The 16689-nt window shown below is 38.3% G+C and carries 18 protein-coding genes; 13 read left to right on the forward strand and 5 right to left on the reverse strand.

Going from position 1 to position 16689, the window contains the following annotated elements; translation table 11 throughout:
* Positions 1–79 precede the first annotated feature (79 nt).
* Complete coding sequence (locus BN6556_RS16310) at positions 80–802, reverse strand: RibD family protein (protein WP_066193386.1); 723 nt, start codon at positions 800–802, stop codon at positions 80–82.
* Between the two features lie 234 nt (positions 803–1036).
* Here BN6556_RS16310 and BN6556_RS16315 point away from each other — a divergent pair, with 234 nt between their 5' ends.
* Both BN6556_RS16315 and BN6556_RS16320 read left to right on the forward strand, forming a co-directional pair.
* Positions 1037–2293 carry an ATP-grasp domain-containing protein gene (locus BN6556_RS16315; protein ID WP_066193388.1) on the forward strand — a complete coding sequence of 419 codons (1257 nt, stop codon included), beginning with the start codon at positions 1037–1039 and terminating at the stop codon, positions 2291–2293.
* A 277-nt stretch (positions 2294–2570) separates the two neighbouring features.
* Positions 2571–3554 (forward strand): aldo/keto reductase, encoded by a 984-nt coding sequence (locus BN6556_RS16320; protein WP_066193389.1) that lies wholly within the window; start codon positions 2571–2573, stop codon positions 3552–3554.
* A gap of 185 nt (positions 3555–3739) precedes the next feature.
* On the opposite strand, the gene BN6556_RS16325 is transcribed toward BN6556_RS16320, so the two are convergent.
* Positions 3740–4135 carry a RidA family protein gene (locus tag BN6556_RS16325; RefSeq protein WP_066193391.1) on the reverse strand — a complete coding sequence of 132 codons (396 nt, stop codon included), beginning with the start codon at positions 4133–4135 and terminating at the stop codon, positions 3740–3742.
* A 409-nt stretch (positions 4136–4544) separates the two neighbouring features.
* On the opposite strand from BN6556_RS16325, the gene BN6556_RS16330 reads away from it, so the two are divergent.
* The 5 genes from BN6556_RS16330 to BN6556_RS16350 all read left to right on the forward strand — a co-directional run bounded on the left by BN6556_RS16330 (position 4545) and on the right by BN6556_RS16350 (position 9418).
* Positions 4545–5216: a response regulator transcription factor gene (locus BN6556_RS16330; RefSeq protein ID WP_066193393.1), complete on the forward strand. Its 672-nt coding sequence runs from the start codon at positions 4545–4547 to the stop codon at positions 5214–5216.
* A 1-nt stretch (position 5217) separates the two neighbouring features.
* Complete coding sequence (locus BN6556_RS16335) at positions 5218–6204, forward strand: sensor histidine kinase (RefSeq protein WP_066193395.1); 987 nt, start codon at positions 5218–5220, stop codon at positions 6202–6204.
* Positions 6205–6325: 121 nt separating this feature from the next.
* Positions 6326–7093: an ABC transporter ATP-binding protein gene (locus tag BN6556_RS16340; protein WP_066193398.1), complete on the forward strand. Its 768-nt coding sequence runs from the start codon at positions 6326–6328 to the stop codon at positions 7091–7093.
* On the forward strand, positions 7086–9104 hold the full coding sequence (locus tag BN6556_RS16345; protein ID WP_066193400.1) for an FtsX-like permease family protein: 2019 nt from the start codon (positions 7086–7088) through the stop codon (positions 9102–9104). The genes BN6556_RS16340 and BN6556_RS16345 overlap by 8 nt, the downstream gene beginning before the upstream one ends.
* Before the next feature lie 29 nt (positions 9105–9133).
* The gene (locus BN6556_RS16350; protein WP_066193404.1) at positions 9134–9418 is read left to right on the forward strand and encodes a hypothetical protein; all 285 of its coding nucleotides are present in this window, start codon (positions 9134–9136) and stop codon (positions 9416–9418) included.
* 74 nt (positions 9419–9492) lie between these two features.
* On the opposite strand, the gene BN6556_RS16355 is transcribed toward BN6556_RS16350, so the two are convergent.
* Positions 9493–10878 carry a sensor histidine kinase gene (locus BN6556_RS16355; RefSeq protein ID WP_066193406.1) on the reverse strand — a complete coding sequence of 462 codons (1386 nt, stop codon included), beginning with the start codon at positions 10876–10878 and terminating at the stop codon, positions 9493–9495.
* Positions 10875–11561, reverse strand: a complete 687-nt coding sequence (locus BN6556_RS16360; protein ID WP_066196519.1) for a response regulator transcription factor — start codon at positions 11559–11561, stop codon at positions 10875–10877. The genes BN6556_RS16355 and BN6556_RS16360 overlap by 4 nt, the downstream gene beginning before the upstream one ends.
* A gap of 186 nt (positions 11562–11747) precedes the next feature.
* Between BN6556_RS16360 and BN6556_RS16365 the strand changes: the two genes are divergently transcribed.
* Genes BN6556_RS16365 through BN6556_RS16375 form a run of 3 tightly spaced genes read left to right on the forward strand, consistent with a single transcriptional unit; the run spans position 11748 to position 14161 of the window.
* Complete coding sequence (locus BN6556_RS16365) at positions 11748–12659, forward strand: ABC transporter ATP-binding protein (protein WP_066193408.1); 912 nt, start codon at positions 11748–11750, stop codon at positions 12657–12659.
* Positions 12656–13414 carry an ABC transporter permease gene (locus BN6556_RS16370; protein WP_066193410.1) on the forward strand — a complete coding sequence of 253 codons (759 nt, stop codon included), beginning with the start codon at positions 12656–12658 and terminating at the stop codon, positions 13412–13414. The genes BN6556_RS16365 and BN6556_RS16370 overlap by 4 nt, the downstream gene beginning before the upstream one ends.
* A 12-nt stretch (positions 13415–13426) precedes the next feature.
* A complete protein-coding gene (locus BN6556_RS16375) occupies positions 13427–14161 on the forward strand; it encodes an ABC transporter permease (RefSeq protein WP_066193412.1) in 735 nt (244 codons plus the stop codon).
* A 153-nt stretch (positions 14162–14314) separates the two neighbouring features.
* On the opposite strand, the gene BN6556_RS16380 is transcribed toward BN6556_RS16375, so the two are convergent.
* Complete coding sequence (locus tag BN6556_RS16380) at positions 14315–14662, reverse strand: TetR-like C-terminal domain-containing protein (RefSeq protein WP_066193417.1); 348 nt, start codon at positions 14660–14662, stop codon at positions 14315–14317.
* A 69-nt stretch (positions 14663–14731) separates the two neighbouring features.
* On the opposite strand from BN6556_RS16380, the gene sufU reads away from it, so the two are divergent.
* The 3 genes from sufU to BN6556_RS16395 all read left to right on the forward strand — a co-directional run bounded on the left by sufU (position 14732) and on the right by BN6556_RS16395 (position 16572).
* The gene (gene sufU / locus BN6556_RS16385) at positions 14732–15187 is read left to right on the forward strand and encodes a Fe-S cluster assembly sulfur transfer protein SufU (protein ID WP_066193419.1); all 456 of its coding nucleotides are present in this window, start codon (positions 14732–14734) and stop codon (positions 15185–15187) included.
* Positions 15188–15379: 192 nt separating this feature from the next.
* A complete protein-coding gene (locus BN6556_RS16390) occupies positions 15380–16009 on the forward strand; it encodes a TetR family transcriptional regulator (protein ID WP_066193421.1) in 630 nt (209 codons plus the stop codon).
* Positions 16010–16014: 5 nt separating this feature from the next.
* The gene (locus BN6556_RS16395; RefSeq protein ID WP_066193423.1) at positions 16015–16572 is read left to right on the forward strand and encodes a GNAT family N-acetyltransferase; all 558 of its coding nucleotides are present in this window, start codon (positions 16015–16017) and stop codon (positions 16570–16572) included.
* The last annotated feature ends 117 nt before the right edge of the window (positions 16573–16689 follow it).

A 16689-nucleotide genomic window follows, 5' to 3' on the forward strand; every position in this document is an offset into this window, starting at 1 on the left:
TCCGTATACGTATGTCAAAAATGCTTTCTGAATCCGAAGATACAGAAAGCATAGTGACAGACTATTGGATATAACAGGATTAATTTTTTACTTTATAACGTAACCAAACCGTGCCATCTTCCTTACTTTCCACATGATCTAAGTCAAACGAAACAGGGGTATCCGTTGATAATCCCTCTTTTGTTTCAAATAGAGAGGCAGCAGAAGCAGAACCATCAGCAAACGGGGCCATAACAACACTCACTTCATCACATAATCCAGCTTGTACAAAAGACCAGTTAAGCACAGCACCGCCACCAAGCATCAAGGTTTCAATATGGAATAAATCACTTAGCTTTTCCATGAGAACTTCGTAATCGAGTGCGTCCTTTCCTGCAATAACATAAGAAATATTTAACTTTCGCAACATCGCTTTGTATTCATTACTTGCTTTTTCTGTTAGTACCTCAATGATATGCGCTTTCGTGTCTCGATACTTTAACGTATTATTGTCCCAAGCAAGCTTTCCAGATGGATCTACGGAAACATAATATTTTGGTAAATCTGTTTCAACGACGAAATCACCCTCTGGTACAGGAGCGGCGCTCTTGTCTACATCAGGTTCTTTATATTTAGTAAAGGCCTCGTCTGTTGTGGTACGTCCAGAAAGCCAAGCTTGCATATCATAGTGTGAGTCTTCTCCAAAGGCAACATTATAAAAGAAATCAGCACTTGACTTTCTTTCCGGTAATGCCTTATGTGTTCCATCAATTTTTCCGTCAATGGACACAATCATATGGCAAAAGATATAAGGTTTCTTCATTTTGAAAAACTCCTTTTTCCTTTATTTCTTTTTAATATAAAGGATAGAGTGCACTCTATGTCAACTAGAAAGCCTTAGCTAACATTTTATATACGAATCACTTGACCTAGAGTTCACTCTAATCGGTAAACTTATTATCAAATGGTAGTACCGATATTTTACACAACGTTTCTAATAGTCATGGAATGATTCAAAGGAAGATATTGACCATTCATTTTATAGGGAGGATTTATATTGAAGACTTTATTGTATGTAAATATTCGAAATTACAAAGTAGAGCGGTTGAAACCTATTTATACGGCAAAAAAAATGGGGTATAGAATCGCTTTACTGGCAGATGTTGATCCAGGATTAGATGAAGGACTGATTGATGATTTAATCTTAGTTAACACGTATGACATGAAAGCTTCGGTTAAAGCAAGTGTTATCTATGCGAAAAAACATGCAGTGGCCGGTGTACTAACTTGGTCGGAAAAAGATGTGGAACTAGTAGCAAAGATTGGGGCTGAATTAGGGCTGCCTACCATTAGTACAGAAGCAGCTAAAAGGGCAAGAAATAAATATTTCATGCGAGATGCATTAAGAGAGGTGGAAGGGATTTGTCCAAAATTCAAGCGAGTCTTGTCGTTGGATGATTGGAAGCAAGCGGTTGATGAAATTGGTACACCAGGAATTTTTAAACCAGTCGGGGCAGCGGGAAGTAAAGGGATTTTTAAAATTGAGGCCGATACGGATATTCATGAAGCGTATGAAGTAATGATTAACTCCACTTCTCCGGATGACGATAAAATTTATACCTACTACCCTAATGAATATATTTACGAAGAGTATTTGGATGGCGCCGAAGTATCTGTTGATGGCGTGGTTCAGGATCATAACGTATATATTACCGGGGTGGCTGATAATTTAGTTTCGGAAGAATATTCTTTAGACTATATGGAGATTTTCCCATCTGAGAAGGATGAGGCGACCGTTAACGAGATAAAGAAAAGCGCGGAAACGGTTGTGAAAACACTGGGATTTAACCATTGTTCTTTTCATTTGGAAGGCAGGGTGACTACAGATGGCTTCAAATTGATTGAAGTGGCAGCTCGACCGGCTGGTGGGTTCATTGCTTCTCATGTTATGGAGAATGCTTCAGGTATTTCTTATTTAGAGTTCATTATTAAGGTTGCAGTTGGGGAAAGTATTAAAGACAGCTGGCCAGACTTTGATACAATCAGCACCCATAGTGTATGTCATTATGAAGTATTAGCTGATCAGGAAGGTGTTGTTACAGATATACGTGGCTTGGATGATGTCATGGAAGATGAGGATGTTATCTTGATTATTCCTGTAAGACAAATCAATGAGGAAGTGGTCCTGCCTCCTGAAGATTTTGAATCAAGCTACTTGGCAACAGCGATTATTAGAGGAAAAGGGTACGAAGAAGTGAAGAAAAAAATAGATAGATTAGAAAGCAAATTAGAGTACAAGATAAATGAACAATGACGGATGATTTGAAGGAGAAATAGTAAGGAGAGTCGCACAATGCAATGCTTAAGAAAAGTGTTGGTGTAGGTGATCACTCTTGGACCTTTCATTAGATGGTGACAGCAGTCAACTGTGGGGCTTTGATTAAGAACTTCCCAGTGTCAGGTGCTTGTTCTTAACCAAGTCATGCGTTAATATATGATTTCTTTATTGGACTTCTAATGTATCTTTTAATAGTATTATTTATTAATAGAATATTGCAAATAACCATTCTACATTTGGAGGAGGATATGTAATGGAATATGTAAAGTTCGGAAATACCGGTTTAGATGTATCACGTATCTGTTTAGGAGCAATGGGGTTTGGAGACCCTGATAAATGGATTCATAAATGGGTGTTAAATGAGGAAAAGAGTCGCCCTGTCATTAAGAAAGCAATTGATTTAGGCATTAATTTCTTTGATACAGCTAATATTTATTCCATGGGAGAAAGCGAAAAAATTCTCGGTCGGGCGTTGAAAGATTATGCCAAACGAGACGATATTGTTCTTGCAACCAAGGTTTACATGTCGATGCGTCCTAATCAACCGAATAGCAGAGGTTTATCCCGAAAAGCCATTATGACAGAGATAGATCATAGTTTAGAACGATTAGGAACAGATTATGTCGATCTGTATATTACTCATCGTTGGGATTATGATACACCAATTGAAGAAACGATGGAAGCTCTTCATGACGTAGTGAAATCAGGAAAGGCACGCTATATTGGGGCTAGCGCCATGTATGCTTGGCAGTTTCAAAAAGCGCAACGAGTGGCGGAGCGTAATGGATGGACAAAATTTGCATCGATGCAAAACCATTATAATTTGATCTATCGGGAAGAAGAACGAGAAATGATTCCTTTCTGCCAGGATGAAAAAATAGCATTAACGCCTTATAGCCCGCTTGCTTCTGGTCGATTAACTCGTGACTGGTCAGACACGACCTTCCGCTCTGAAACAGATGAGGTTCAGCAATCCAAGTATGATGCAATGATGGAATCAGATTCTGGGATCGTAGAACGCGTAAAGGAGCTTGCAAATAGGCACCAAACGACTAGAGATAAAATTGCCTTAGCGTGGCTTCTTCATCAGGATCAGGTGGTTTCTCCTATCATTGGCGCTCAAAAAGAAAGTCATATTGAAAGTTCTGTAGCTGCGCTGGACATTCAGTTAACACCGGAGGAGTTAGCATATTTGGAAGAATTGTATATTCCTCATCCCGTAGTTGGAGCTCTTTGAAAACTCCAAAATCACAGCTGAAACTTTTTAAGTAAAGGAATACGATAACAAGCACCCAAAACGAGTGTTTATAAATCGCTAGTTTTGGGTGCTTGTTTGTAAATAATATACTCAATTTTTATGATGAATCTGATGACGTTAACGATTGGTTACAATGTAATGATAGTAATGGACCTCACACTAGTTTATGAAACGTCTGCACACCAAAGCTCGATTTCTATTTTCAATTCAGGCCATCCTAATGCAGTAATATAGGCAACGGTCATGGAAGGGTAGGCTGTTTCGAATAGCTTATCCCATTCGGTGTAAAAATGATCCCAGTCTATTTCCTCGGTTGCCCAAATGTTCACTTTTATTACGTTGTCCTCCGTCAAACCTTCGGAGGCCAGCACCTTACTCATGTTGACAAACGTATAGCTCACCTGTTCGTTTAAATGGGAGGGAATATGAGCCTCTTCATCTATTCCGACCTGACCTGATGTCACGACCAAACCAGCACCTTTGGGTACCCTTGTGACATGGCTGTAGTTACCTACCGGTTTAGGCATAAAGGTTGGATTGCTTCTCGTAATTTTTTGCATAGTATTTACCTCACTTATTATTATTTCTGCTGAAAGAAGACAGACTCCACCAATTTGTTGAAATCTAAAAGAAAACAGCAGTAGAGTATCCATAGCCCATCGATAAAAATAGCAGTATTTTTTTCTTCATGACTAGAACACTCCTTTCCCTCCGTCTGTGAAGTAATCTATTTACGTTTCTTAACCATTCCATCAAGATAGATCGATTAAATCAAATATAATTCTAACAAACCGCAACATTCCTGTCCAACGCAATATCGATCAAAGTAGCACGCTGCCTAATGATATCATAAGAAGATTTGTTGTGAAGGCCCGAGCTTATTCTTTACGTGCACCCTGTTAAAAAGCATCATATTAGATGCAATAGTAGGATAAACTCTGTACAATCATAATAAAAAAGGTTGATAAAATGAAACTATTTATCGTAGAAGATGATTCCGTCATTGCTCAAAAGATGAAAGAACATGTAGAAAAATGGGGATACGAAGGTACGGTGACAGAGGATTTTCAGCATGTCCTCTCCGAATTCATTGCCTTAGATCCGCAACTAGTACTTATGGATATTTCGCTTCCTTTTTTCAATGGCTATTACTGGTGTGGCGAAATACGCAAGGTATCCAAAGTACCGATTATTTTCATTTCTTCCGCTGTAGATAATTTGAACATTGTCAGGGCGGTTGAAATGGGAGCGGATGACTACATTACTAAACCATTTGATTTGGAGGTGTTGATGGCAAAGATTCAAGCGATTCTCCGCCGGACATATGACTTTAGTGGAGATAGTCATTTAATGGAACATCAAGGGTTAATTTTTAATGTGAATAATTTTACGATTTCCTTTGCGGATAAAACAGAAGAATTAACCAAGAATGAAGCAAAAATATTTCAAAAACTATTAGAAAATAGAGGGAAAATTATCAAACGGGATGCGTTAATGATGGCTCTGTGGGAGTCTGACAGTTTTGTCGATGATAGCGCATTATATACCAATATCAATCGATTGAGAAAGAAATTGCATCACATGGGGTTGGAGCATTATATTACGACAAAAAAAGGGGAAGGGTATATCATTGAGAGTTAACATGAAAATCTTATTAACCTATATAAATGATTATAAACGACCGATTGGTTTATGGCTATTGTTTGGTTTAATCCATGTTCTCACCAGCTTTTTATATCAACTGCCGATGGAACGTTCTATGTTATGGCTGGTGGTGTGTGGCTTTATTGGAATGATTGCGGGGTGTTTCCATTTCTATAACTATTACACGAAACATAAGGAATTGGAAGTTCTCCCTAGACAACCACATCTGGATATAGAGCAATTACCGAAGCCGGAAAACGTAATAGAGGCTGACTACCAGGCAATACTAAAAGAATTAACGACTGCACTTTCTCAGCTTGAACATACGAAAGCGCAAAACGAACAGGAAATATTAGACTATTTTACGATGTGGGTACACCAAATAAAGGTACCAATTTCCGCGCTTCATTTAATTCTCCAAGAAGAAGACAGGGAAGTTTCTGCTGAAATGAGGGATCAGTTATTCAAAGTGGAACAATATGTGGAACTCCTCCTACAGTATGTACGGTTAGGCAGTTCATCTACTGATTATCAGTTCCATAAGATAGACTTGGATACAATGATTCGAGACACACTCAAAAAGTATGCCTCCCTCTTTATTCGAAAAAGACTACCTGTCCGTTATGATGGTGTAGATCAACGTGTGATCACGGATTCAAAATGGTTGGGCTTTGTATTAGAACAACTATTATCTAATGCCTTGAAATACACCAATAAAGGAGTTATTTCAATTTATTGGGAAGAACATGCAATAGTGATAGAGGATACTGGCATCGGGATTCGTCCAGAAGATATACCGCGTGTAGGCGAAAAGAATTTCACCGGTTTTACCGGCCGCCAGCATAAAAGTGCCAGTGGTATTGGACTTCATCTTTCCAAGCAAATTCTAGCGAAACTCGGGCATAAGATCGAAATAGAATCAGAAGTGGATAAAGGTACGAAGGTTTCCATTCTGTTTGATCCTGGGCAAATAACAATCGAATAGCTATCTAACAAAAACGTTAGAAACAAAGGAGAAATGTCAGATCGAACGGTAGAATGGCATTTCTCTTTTTTGCTATCGTATAAGTAGCAACAAGATAGTTGCTCAAAGAAAGGAGACTAGTATGACACTGTTACAAGTTCAACATTTAGGAAAAGTTTATACAACAAGATTTGGAGGGAATCAAGTAGAGGCATTATCTGATGTTTCATTCAGCGTTGATTCCGGGGATTATATCGCTATTATGGGTGAATCGGGTTCTGGTAAAACAACGCTATTAAATATTCTTGCGGCATTGGATAAACCAACACGAGGCAATGTAATATTAAATCGAAAAAATATGGTGCACATACCCGAAAACGAAATTTCTGCATTTCGGCGTAATCATTTGGGATTTGTCTTTCAGGATTTTAACCTGTTAGATACGTTTTCCATTCAAGATAATATCTTTGTTCCCTTGGTGCTAGCTGGAAAAAAGCATAAAGAAATGGAACAAAAACTAATGCCGATAGCAAAGAAACTTGGTATTGAGAATATCTTAGCCAAATTTCCCTATGAGATATCTGGCGGTCAGAAGCAAAGAGCAGCTGTTGCCAGAGCATTAATTGCGAATCCGGAATTAATCTTGGCAGATGAGCCAACTGGTGCACTGGATTCAAAATCTTCTGATGACTTATTGGAACAATTCGAACAAATTAATGCGGAAGGTCAGACGATTCTCATGGTAACTCATAGCATTCGAGCTGCCAGCCATGCCAAACGAGTATTGTTTATCAAAGACGGCAATGTATTTCATGAGTTGTATAAAGGGGAGACATCAAATGAGGAAATGTTCCAAAAAATCTCTCATACGTTAACAGTGTTAGCTACGGGGGAGGATAGCAATGCGTAATGGCTTTTATTTGAAAATGGCGGCAGACAGTATTCGCAAAAATAGCAAAATGTATTTACCTTTTATCATTTCTTGTATTAGTACGATCATGATGACGTATATTATCCAGGCATTATCCACCAACCCGGGACTTGCGGATATTCCAGGCGGAGCTAACTTACAAACTATTTTGTCCATGGGATATTTTGTCTTGCTTATCTTTTCCACTATTTTTCTTTTTTATATGAATAGTTTTTTAATGAAAGATAGGAAAAGGGAATTTGGCGTCTACAACATTTTGGGTATGGATAAAAAGCATATCACGAAAATGCTTGCTTACGAAACATTTTATATTGGTGTATGCAGTATGATCGTAGGGTTAATTGCCGGCACGATCCTGAATAAAGTATGCGTACTATTGATTCGCCAAATGATGGGGGCGAATGTAGCGCTTGGATTTGAATTTTCTTCTGGAGCCGTTATATGGACACTAAGCTTCTTTACCATCATTTTTCTAATGATTTTAATGGGGAATGTCTATCAAATTCGCTTAGCTCATCCGATAGATCTGCTGAAAAGCGGAAATGTTGGAGAAAAAGAGCCGAAAACCAAAATTTTTCTTTCCATTCTCGGTGTACTACTAACGGGTTGGGGATATTATATTGCGTTAACCTTACAATCTCCCATTCAAGGCATGCCTTATGTCTTGCTAGCAGCAGTCGTAATTATTGCAGGTACTTACCTCTTATTTACGACGGGAAGTATTGCCGTACTCAAAATCTTAAAAAACAATAAAAATTATTATTATCAGACCAACCATTTTATTCCGGTTTCCGGTATGATCTATCGGATGAAAAAGAATGCGGTAGGGCTTGGAAACATTACGGTTTTATCTGTGGGTGTTATTTTATTACTTTCGATTGCTGTTTCCTTATATATTATATCGGAGGGGGATGGCAATTCACAATATTCTGGCAATGTCATTTCAGAGGTAAGGTTATCAGAAGATGTAGCGGACACGGGGGAAGAAATAAAAGCAGATCTCAATGAACTCATTGATCAAACCGCTACGGAAACGAATCAAACAGTTACCGGGTCATCCACTAATCTCTATCTTACTTTTCAGACGATAGCTACAGAAGATGGTTTTGAAGTCACCAAAGATGCTTATTCGATGTTAGGGAATCAGCGTACAGTCGGTTTATATTTCACGGATCAGGATAATTACAATCAGTTAACAGGCGATCATATATCGCTTGATGAAAATGAAGTGTATATACATGGGACGAATGATGAATATCCAAACGAAACTCTTTCACTGATGGATCATCAATTTACTGCCAATGTCATGGGAAATATGGAAGAGTTCTCAATGGGCAGTGAAACGACAAGTGCCGTTGGGGCTACCTATTATATCATTGTCGAAAATGTAGCTGTTCTTCGACAAATTGACCAGCAGCAACAAGAAATATTGGAGGAATATGCTGCGGGCACGAATGTGTCTACACAAATCCATTTAGAACAAGGGATCAATGAGCAACAAGAAATAGCATTTGGCGACCAGCTGCGATCTAACATGGAACAAGCAGGTATGGACATTGTTGTCGTAGATACCAGAACAGAAGCAGCGAGTGATCTACAAGCTCTCCGAAGTGGTGTGTTGTTTATCGTCTTGAATTTAGCGATCTTACTGTTGTTAATGACGGTACTGATTATTTACTATAAACAGACATCGGAGGCGTATGATGATCAAGAGCGCTTTTCCATCTTACAAAAAATTGGTCTGAATCAATCAGAAATTAAAAAAGCAATCAAATCTCAGATTTTGACCGTGTTTTTCTTACCTGTAATCGTAACAGGAATCCATATTTTAGCACTTTATCTTCTGATGAGAAAATTGATGATTCTAGTGATGATCAATCAAGTGAATTTATTTCCCGTTGGTCTGCTTCTCGCTTTTTTGGTTTTCTTGATTGCTTATGTGATTGTTTACCGGATAACGGCTCGGGTTTATTACAAGATAGTTCAATAAATGATGTCATAAGAGAGGGGTGATGCTGTATGCATTTGAGTCTATTCGAGTTACTGCTTATTTTTGTTGGCGGGATGGTTATTTTAGGGGTTCAATTTTTCTTATCGACTAGAAAGAATCGATTAATGGGGCTTCTTTTCCCGCTAGTATCTTTGGGCTATTTCCTATATATGTTTTTACAATCAGATATCTTTGCTGATATGTCCTTCGGTATGAAAACGTATATGCTAATTGCTCAAAATATCCCAACACTTCTTTTGCTGGGGATTTACTTTGCCTCCCGTTACCGTATGAATAAGCGAAGGGAGGGGTAACGGAGTATTCAATGTCATTTCCATGATAAAGAACCGGACTGTTTTTGTCCGGTTTTCCTTATGATTCAAAGAGATCAGCGTGGTAAAACAATACGACACTCTGTTCCGATATTTGGCTTGCTTTTGATCGTAATATCTCCATGATGAGCCAAGATAATTTGTTTGGCAATGGCCATTCCCAGGCCAGTTCCCGCATTACCCTCGGCAGAATTAGTTCCCCGGAAATAGCGATCAAATAAACGGTCGACAGTTTCTTGACTCATACCAATTCCATCATCCTGTATGGTAATATGAATGCTGTCTGTTGTTTGCTGTAGTTTGATTCGGACGCTAGTGTTAGCTGGATTATGCTTGCTGCTATTTGCCAAAAGATTCTCTAACGCTCGTTTTAGGTATTTGCTATCGATAGCATAGAAAATAGGCTCTTGATTCGTTTCAAAAGAGAATGTTTGTTGTTTAGCATCTGGCATCTTCTCCATTTGCTCCACAATTCCTTTAATAAAAGATACCAAATTCATTGGTTTTAGTTGGATGGGGATGGCCTCATTTTTTAATTGAAACGTTAAGTTAAAGTCCTTAATAAGTTGCTCCATATATTCGACGCGGTCTTCCATCGTCTTCGCAAAATGGCGTATCTCTTCTTGTTTCCAATGGTATTCATCGGAAGCCATGATTGTAGTATATCCTTTAATGGTGGATAAAGGGGTTTTTAAATCATGGGAGATCCCTGTCATCCATTCTTCTCTTGACTTCTCTAATAACTCCCTCTCGGATCGGCTTTGTTTTAATGTTGACGTGAGGTTAGAGAGCGCAAGCATCAGATCTTGATACACTTTGTGTTTTGTATTGTTTCTTTTCTTTTTTTGGAGTGGCTCCTCATATGTTCCTTTTGATAACTGGTCGATCCAAGATACGACATGTAACAGAGGAGCACCTAATTGCTTTCCAAAAAAGAGAGCAATGAAAATCCCGATCACAAGGATGGAGAGGATCCATAGGTTATTCGCCCAATAATAAAAGGGATTATTACTAGCCGCTGGTTTTCCCATAACCCAAGTCAGGTCATGATCGTCTATTGTTTCATACCAAGTGGACAGCTGATAGCCTTTGTTAGCCGGATAGACGTAATCAGAAACCAATTCCCCAGGAGCATAATGTTCTTGAATCGATACTGGTTTATTATAGGAAAAAGATTCATTACCGTTTTCATCTAATATCTGCAGCCACATCCGATTGTTTTGCAAATCTTCCTTAACGGTAGGACTTATATCTATCTGTTGATTTTGAATCCGTGTATCCTCTGCGATCCTATCCATGGATAATGGAGAGGCTTCCGGTTGATGATCTCGAAGAAAAAAACTGAAAAGACTGATACTAACAACAAGTAATATTCCCCAAATCACCATTAGCCAAAAAAGCCGCGAAACGAAATAAACGGCTACTCTATTTCTTAGATTCATGGTAATTCCCTATCCGCTTCAAAGATATATCCCAGACCTCTCACTGTTTTAATCCAGCGGGGATTACTTGGATCATCCTCTAATTTTTCGCGCAGGCGCCTCACATGAACCATTACGGTATTATCTCCACCGTAATATTCTCCCCATACATCTCGATAGATTTGATGCTTACTTAACACTTGATGAGGATGTTCGCAAAAATACAGCAACAATTTCAGTTCTAAAAGGGGACAGTCTATTTGCTCCCCTTTAACAATTAACTTTCCACTATTAGCATCTGCAGTAAAATAACCATAGTCATACACCGTTTTCGCCCGATGATTGGTTTCGGCTTGCTTGGATCGTTTTAATTGTGCTTTCACACGTGCAACTACTTCTAAAGGGTTAAAAGGTTTCGTAATATAATCATCCCCACCAAGACTAAATCCTTGTAACTTATCCAAATCCGTTGTTTTCGCTGTTAAAAATAAGATAGGAACCGAGGTCTGCGCGCGAAGCCTGCTGCAAAGTGTAAAGCCATCGACATCAGGTAACATCACATCTAATAAAAGAATGGCAGGATTATTTTTAATTGTTTGCGATGTTGCTTCTTGTCCTGTGCTTGCTTGATAGATATGTTGAAAACCTTCTTTTGTAAAGACAGTTGTTAATAAATCTAGAATATAGGGATCATCATCAATCATCAGAATGGAATAGTCTTCTGCTTGGAATGGCAATGTGTTGTCCTCCTTTGTTATTATTCTATCATTTTACACAATAATGAATGGCATTGTAATCCCTTATACACTTTGTTAAGGAGATGTTAAGAAAGAGTTATGCTCGCGTTTAGAAGATTTCGATTATGATAGGGATAAGCGAGGTGAGGAGAAATGAATGATCAAATTGTAGTGACAAACAATCTGACCAAAAAATTCAAGAAAAACATTTCCGTTGACAAATTAAACATGTGTATTAAACGAGGACAAATTTATGGTTTTTTAGGGCCGAACGGAGCTGGTAAAACGACGACCATACGAATGTTATTAGGTTTAATACAACCAAGCCAAGGAAGTATTGAAATTTTTCATCAAAACCTAAATAAAAAGCGCATCTCCATATTACAACGCATTGGATCCTTGGTTGAGTCGCCAACCTATTACGGTAATTTAACTGGTCGTGAAAATTTAGAAGCCGTGCGAAGATTACGGGGCATTCCGGAAAAACGAATGGATGAAGTGCTCGAAATTGTCCGATTAACGAAAGTGGCCAATCGATTAACCAGAGAGTATTCGCTTGGTATGAAGCAGCGGCTTGGCATTGCTTCGGCTCTACTTAGTGAGCCAGATCTATTAATTTTAGATGAGCCAACCAATGGTTTGGATCCATCCGGTATTCAAGAAATTCGGGAATTAATTAAACAACTACCTGAATCTGGGATGAGTGTGCTGGTGTCTAGTCATTTGTTAAGTGAGATTGATCAGATGGCTACAGAGGTCGGCATTATTAATGGCGGCAAAATGATTTTTCAAGATTCGATCGAACAATTAAGGCAAAAGCGTAAATCATTATTAAAAGTTGGGGTGAGTGATGGAAGTGCCTCTCATTCGATATTAAAAAGACAAGGAATCCAATCGCAATGGCAAGATGATTATTTATGGTTAAAGGAAACAAAACCTGAATTTGTCTCTGAAATCAATGCACTGCTTGTTCGTTCTGGAATATCAGTATATCGTCTGGAGGAAGTGACCAAGTCGTTAGAAGATATCTTTCTAGAATTAACTGGTACCGAGGGTAGTCTATGAGACAGTTATTATGGGCAGATAAAATCAAATTAAAACGTTCCTCCATACTGATTATTGTCTTACTGGTACCACTCTTGATCTTAGGGTATGAATTAGTCAATCTTACTTATCGAGGGGAGTTTGTAGAGGAGCAAGCAGAGCTGTTTCAAGCACGCTCGATGTGGATCTATTTATTGTATGATAACAGTCTATTGTTGGGTCTTGGATTTCCTTTAGCAACCACACTGACTGCATCGGTTATAGCCAATATTGAACATCAAGCGAACGGTTGGAAACAGACTTTATCGTTACCACTTTCTAGAGTGCGTGTGTATCTCAGTAAATTTATCTGGCTTTTCATCAGTCTGTTTTTCTCAATCACTATTTTTATGCTTGGCATGCTTTTGTTAGGAAAGGTGTTAGGGTTTGAAGGAACTACACCATGGGGCCTGTTGTTAGGAGATAGTTATAGTATGTTGATTGTTGTATTACCAATGATGTCTGTTCAGCTTTGGTTATCAATGACATTTAAAAATCAGGCTTTCTCGATACTTGTTGGAGCTATTTTCTCCATGATGGGACTTTTTTTAGCAGCGGCACAAACAACCAGATGGTTTCCGCTAGCCTATCCCAGTCAAGCGTCAACCATTATTTTGCAATATGAAGGCTTAGGCTATAATACAGACCTGTCTGCCTATCTAGTCATTAGTTTTTGTTTAGGGATGATTTTATTGGTTTTCGGTGCTGTTCAATTTGCTAGAAAGGAAGTTAAATAGGGAGGGATACAATTGAAAGATATATTGTTTGTAGAGCGATTAAAGCTAAAGCGGTCTAACATATGGTTAATGTATATCATTGGTCCCTTATTAGGGGTGCTGCTGGCTTATGTTAACTTTTTTAAGAATTATGATTTATTTATGGGCCCTGGGGATAATGCATGGGAGGAGGCATGGACACAAGTAGCCTTATTTATGGGACCTTTTGTCTTACCTATCTTGGTCGGAGTATATGCGGCACTGGTATGCAGAGGCGAACATGTAGGAGGAGGGTGGAAACAGCTATTAGCATTTCCTATTAGCCATTCCAAGATTTTTTTCGGGAAGTTTATCACCATCATCCGGATGATCATGATTACCATGATTCTTTTGTTGGTATTCTTTATTGGTTTGGGTTATGTAACGGGAATCGATGGGGTGCTTCCGGTTATGTCGTTATTGGGATATATAGTAAGAGGCATATTGGCCTGTTTGCCATTGGTTGTCTTACAGCTGATTATCTCGATCCGTTCCAAAACGTTTGGTATACCACTTGCGGTTACTATTATTTTTACACTCCCTGCGATTATTGTAGCCAGCACATCACTGGGACAAATTTATCCGTGGACGCAGCCAATGCTGGCCATGTCTCCAGAAGATGAATCACCTATTCAATCCTATTTTTTATTTTATAGCTTGTTGACTGTTACATTTTTCATATTACTGATTTATGGCTTAAGAAATTTCAAGAAAAGAGATATGATTTAATGTTGGAATAGCACCGCATGAAGAAGTCAGCATGATGGCAGTGACTTTCATTTTTAATACGACTATCTCACAACATAATGACGATCAACTTGTAAACCCAACTGTTCACTGTTCAGTTGGGTTTGTTCATAAATAATGTGCAAGGGAACATGGTCACCTTAACCCTGCTACATGATAAGGACCATTTATCGTCATGTGCGACAGTTTTTCTGCCATGTACTCTGGGGAGTACTGCATATTATTCTCCAGCCAATAAGCAATGACTCCTACATAACCATGAGCCACATAATGAATAAACAACTCTTTGGGAATTTCCATTTTATCTGGACTAGGGTGTAATTTTTCTATGTGTTCCATCATGTACATTTTTATAATATTTAGAAATTGCTGCTGGAACGAAGGGATCCCATTTTTTCCGAACATCACTTTAAAAAATGTACTGTGCTGATAAATATATTGTGTTGCTCTTACATAAAAAGGATTTGGGACATCACCCACCATAATGGAGACAGTGAAAAGGGATAACGTCTAATCTTTTCCGTGTTTTTCTAATCAGAGGGGGAGCTTACAATGCTTGATAACATATATCGCAAAGTGATTATGGATCACTATAAATATAAGAGAAATTTTGAGGAATTAGAAGGAGAAAATATCGTAAAAGTACATTATAAGAATCCGACGTGCGGTGATGTGATCTCTTTATTTTTAGATATGGATTCGGATAAAGTAAGAAAAGCTGCTTTTCTTGGTGAAGGATGCCGTATTAGTATGGCTTCTACGTCCATGATGACCGAATTGATCGAAAATAAATCATTAAAAGAGATTGCTATACTAAGAGATAAAATGGAAGATTTAATTCGTCATGGTAAAGCATCAGGTAATGAAGAATTGGGTGACAGCTTATCGTTGCAAGGGGTTCACGCTTTAAAAGCAAGGCATAATTGTGCGTTAATGACTTGGCAAGCTTTAGACAAAGCCTTGGAAGATACAGCCGGGTACGATGTTGGTACATGTCATCCAAAATAAGACCCAAAACTTTGAATATCAAATGACAACATGAATATCATGGTTTTCTCCTCGCTTTTGTGGGAAGTTTTTTGTGATGACGATTTTTTCAAGTGCGCCTTTCTTGAAACTATACACTAGTGTCGTTTATAATGGATACCATAAAACGACAACACTGTATAGTTTTATATCATTCAAATTGGAGGTGGTTTTATGGCGCCAAAAGTTAGTGCCGAATATAAAAGGGAAAGAAAAAAGGAACTGGTAGAGATAGCGAAGCAGGTGTTTATCGAGCAGGGTTTTATTCACACATCGATGCAGGATATTATGAACAAAGCTGGCATCTCAAGAGGGGCATTATATAGTTATTTTGATAACGTGGAACATGTTTTTCTCGAAGTGTTACGCGATGATGACGAAACAAATATTCCAGATTTTGTGTCTGCAAAAGAGACATCCATATGGCTCCAAATAAAAAATTGGCTTGACGAACAGCGTTTGTATGTAGAAAGCATTCATCAAACGCTGCTTCAGGCAAGGGCAGAATTCTTTTTGTCCTCTCATTATGTAAAGGATAAAGATAATTCCCCTTACATTTCAGTACGTTACAACCGACTGATCGAGACGATAGCAGATATATTAAATGAAGGAAAGCGAACAGGAGAATTGAACCCTCAACAACCTACACAGTCGATTGCAAGGTACTTGGTATCTTTTCTAAACGGCTTGATGTTAGATACATTTCAATTGGGATATGACCAAACAAAAATAAAGGAACAATTAGACGTTTTACTTTTCACCTTGGAACAATTAGTCCATCCAAAATCGATACACGAGGAGTGAGAAGGTTGTTATTTGAATCATCAAGAGTGCGGCTGAGAAAGATGACAAAGGATGACGTAACGATATATCACAAATGGCGAAACGATTTGGAAGTGATGTATACTACCAACCCATCCTTAGATGTTTATCCGATGGAAGCAACGCAGGAATTTGTCGATCATGTTATCTTGGGATCTACTTCAGCTAAAAGTTATATCATGATGGAAAAAGAAGACGAAACCCCCATTGGTATTGTATCTTTAATCCAGATCGACTATGAGAACAGAAATGCAGAATGTATCGTGGATATCGGTGAAAAAGAATATTGGGGCAAAGGTTATGGTTCAGAAGCTTTGCGGTTACTGTTAGATTACGTTTTCTATGAAATGAATCTTCATCGCGTTTCCCTTAAAGTCTTTTCGTTTAATGATCGAGCCATTCATTTGTATACGAAAATCGGTTTTCAACAAGAAGGAATCAGTAGACAAGTCTTGTTTAGAAATGGTAAATGGCACGACATGATGCATATGGGATTGCTTCAAACGGAATACTTCCAGCAGCAAAAACGTGGAATGAACAAGTAATGATGAGGAACAAGGCATTATTTTCGTGATGAAGTAATGCCTTTTTTATATCCAATCGCAATATCATACAAGAAACCACAAAGAATACGTGTTATTTTAGAAAAAGATAAAGCAGGT

It is taken from the genome of Gracilibacillus timonensis, from assembly GCF_900086715.1.
Classification (GTDB): domain Bacteria; phylum Bacillota; class Bacilli; order Bacillales; family Amphibacillaceae; genus Gracilibacillus; species Gracilibacillus timonensis.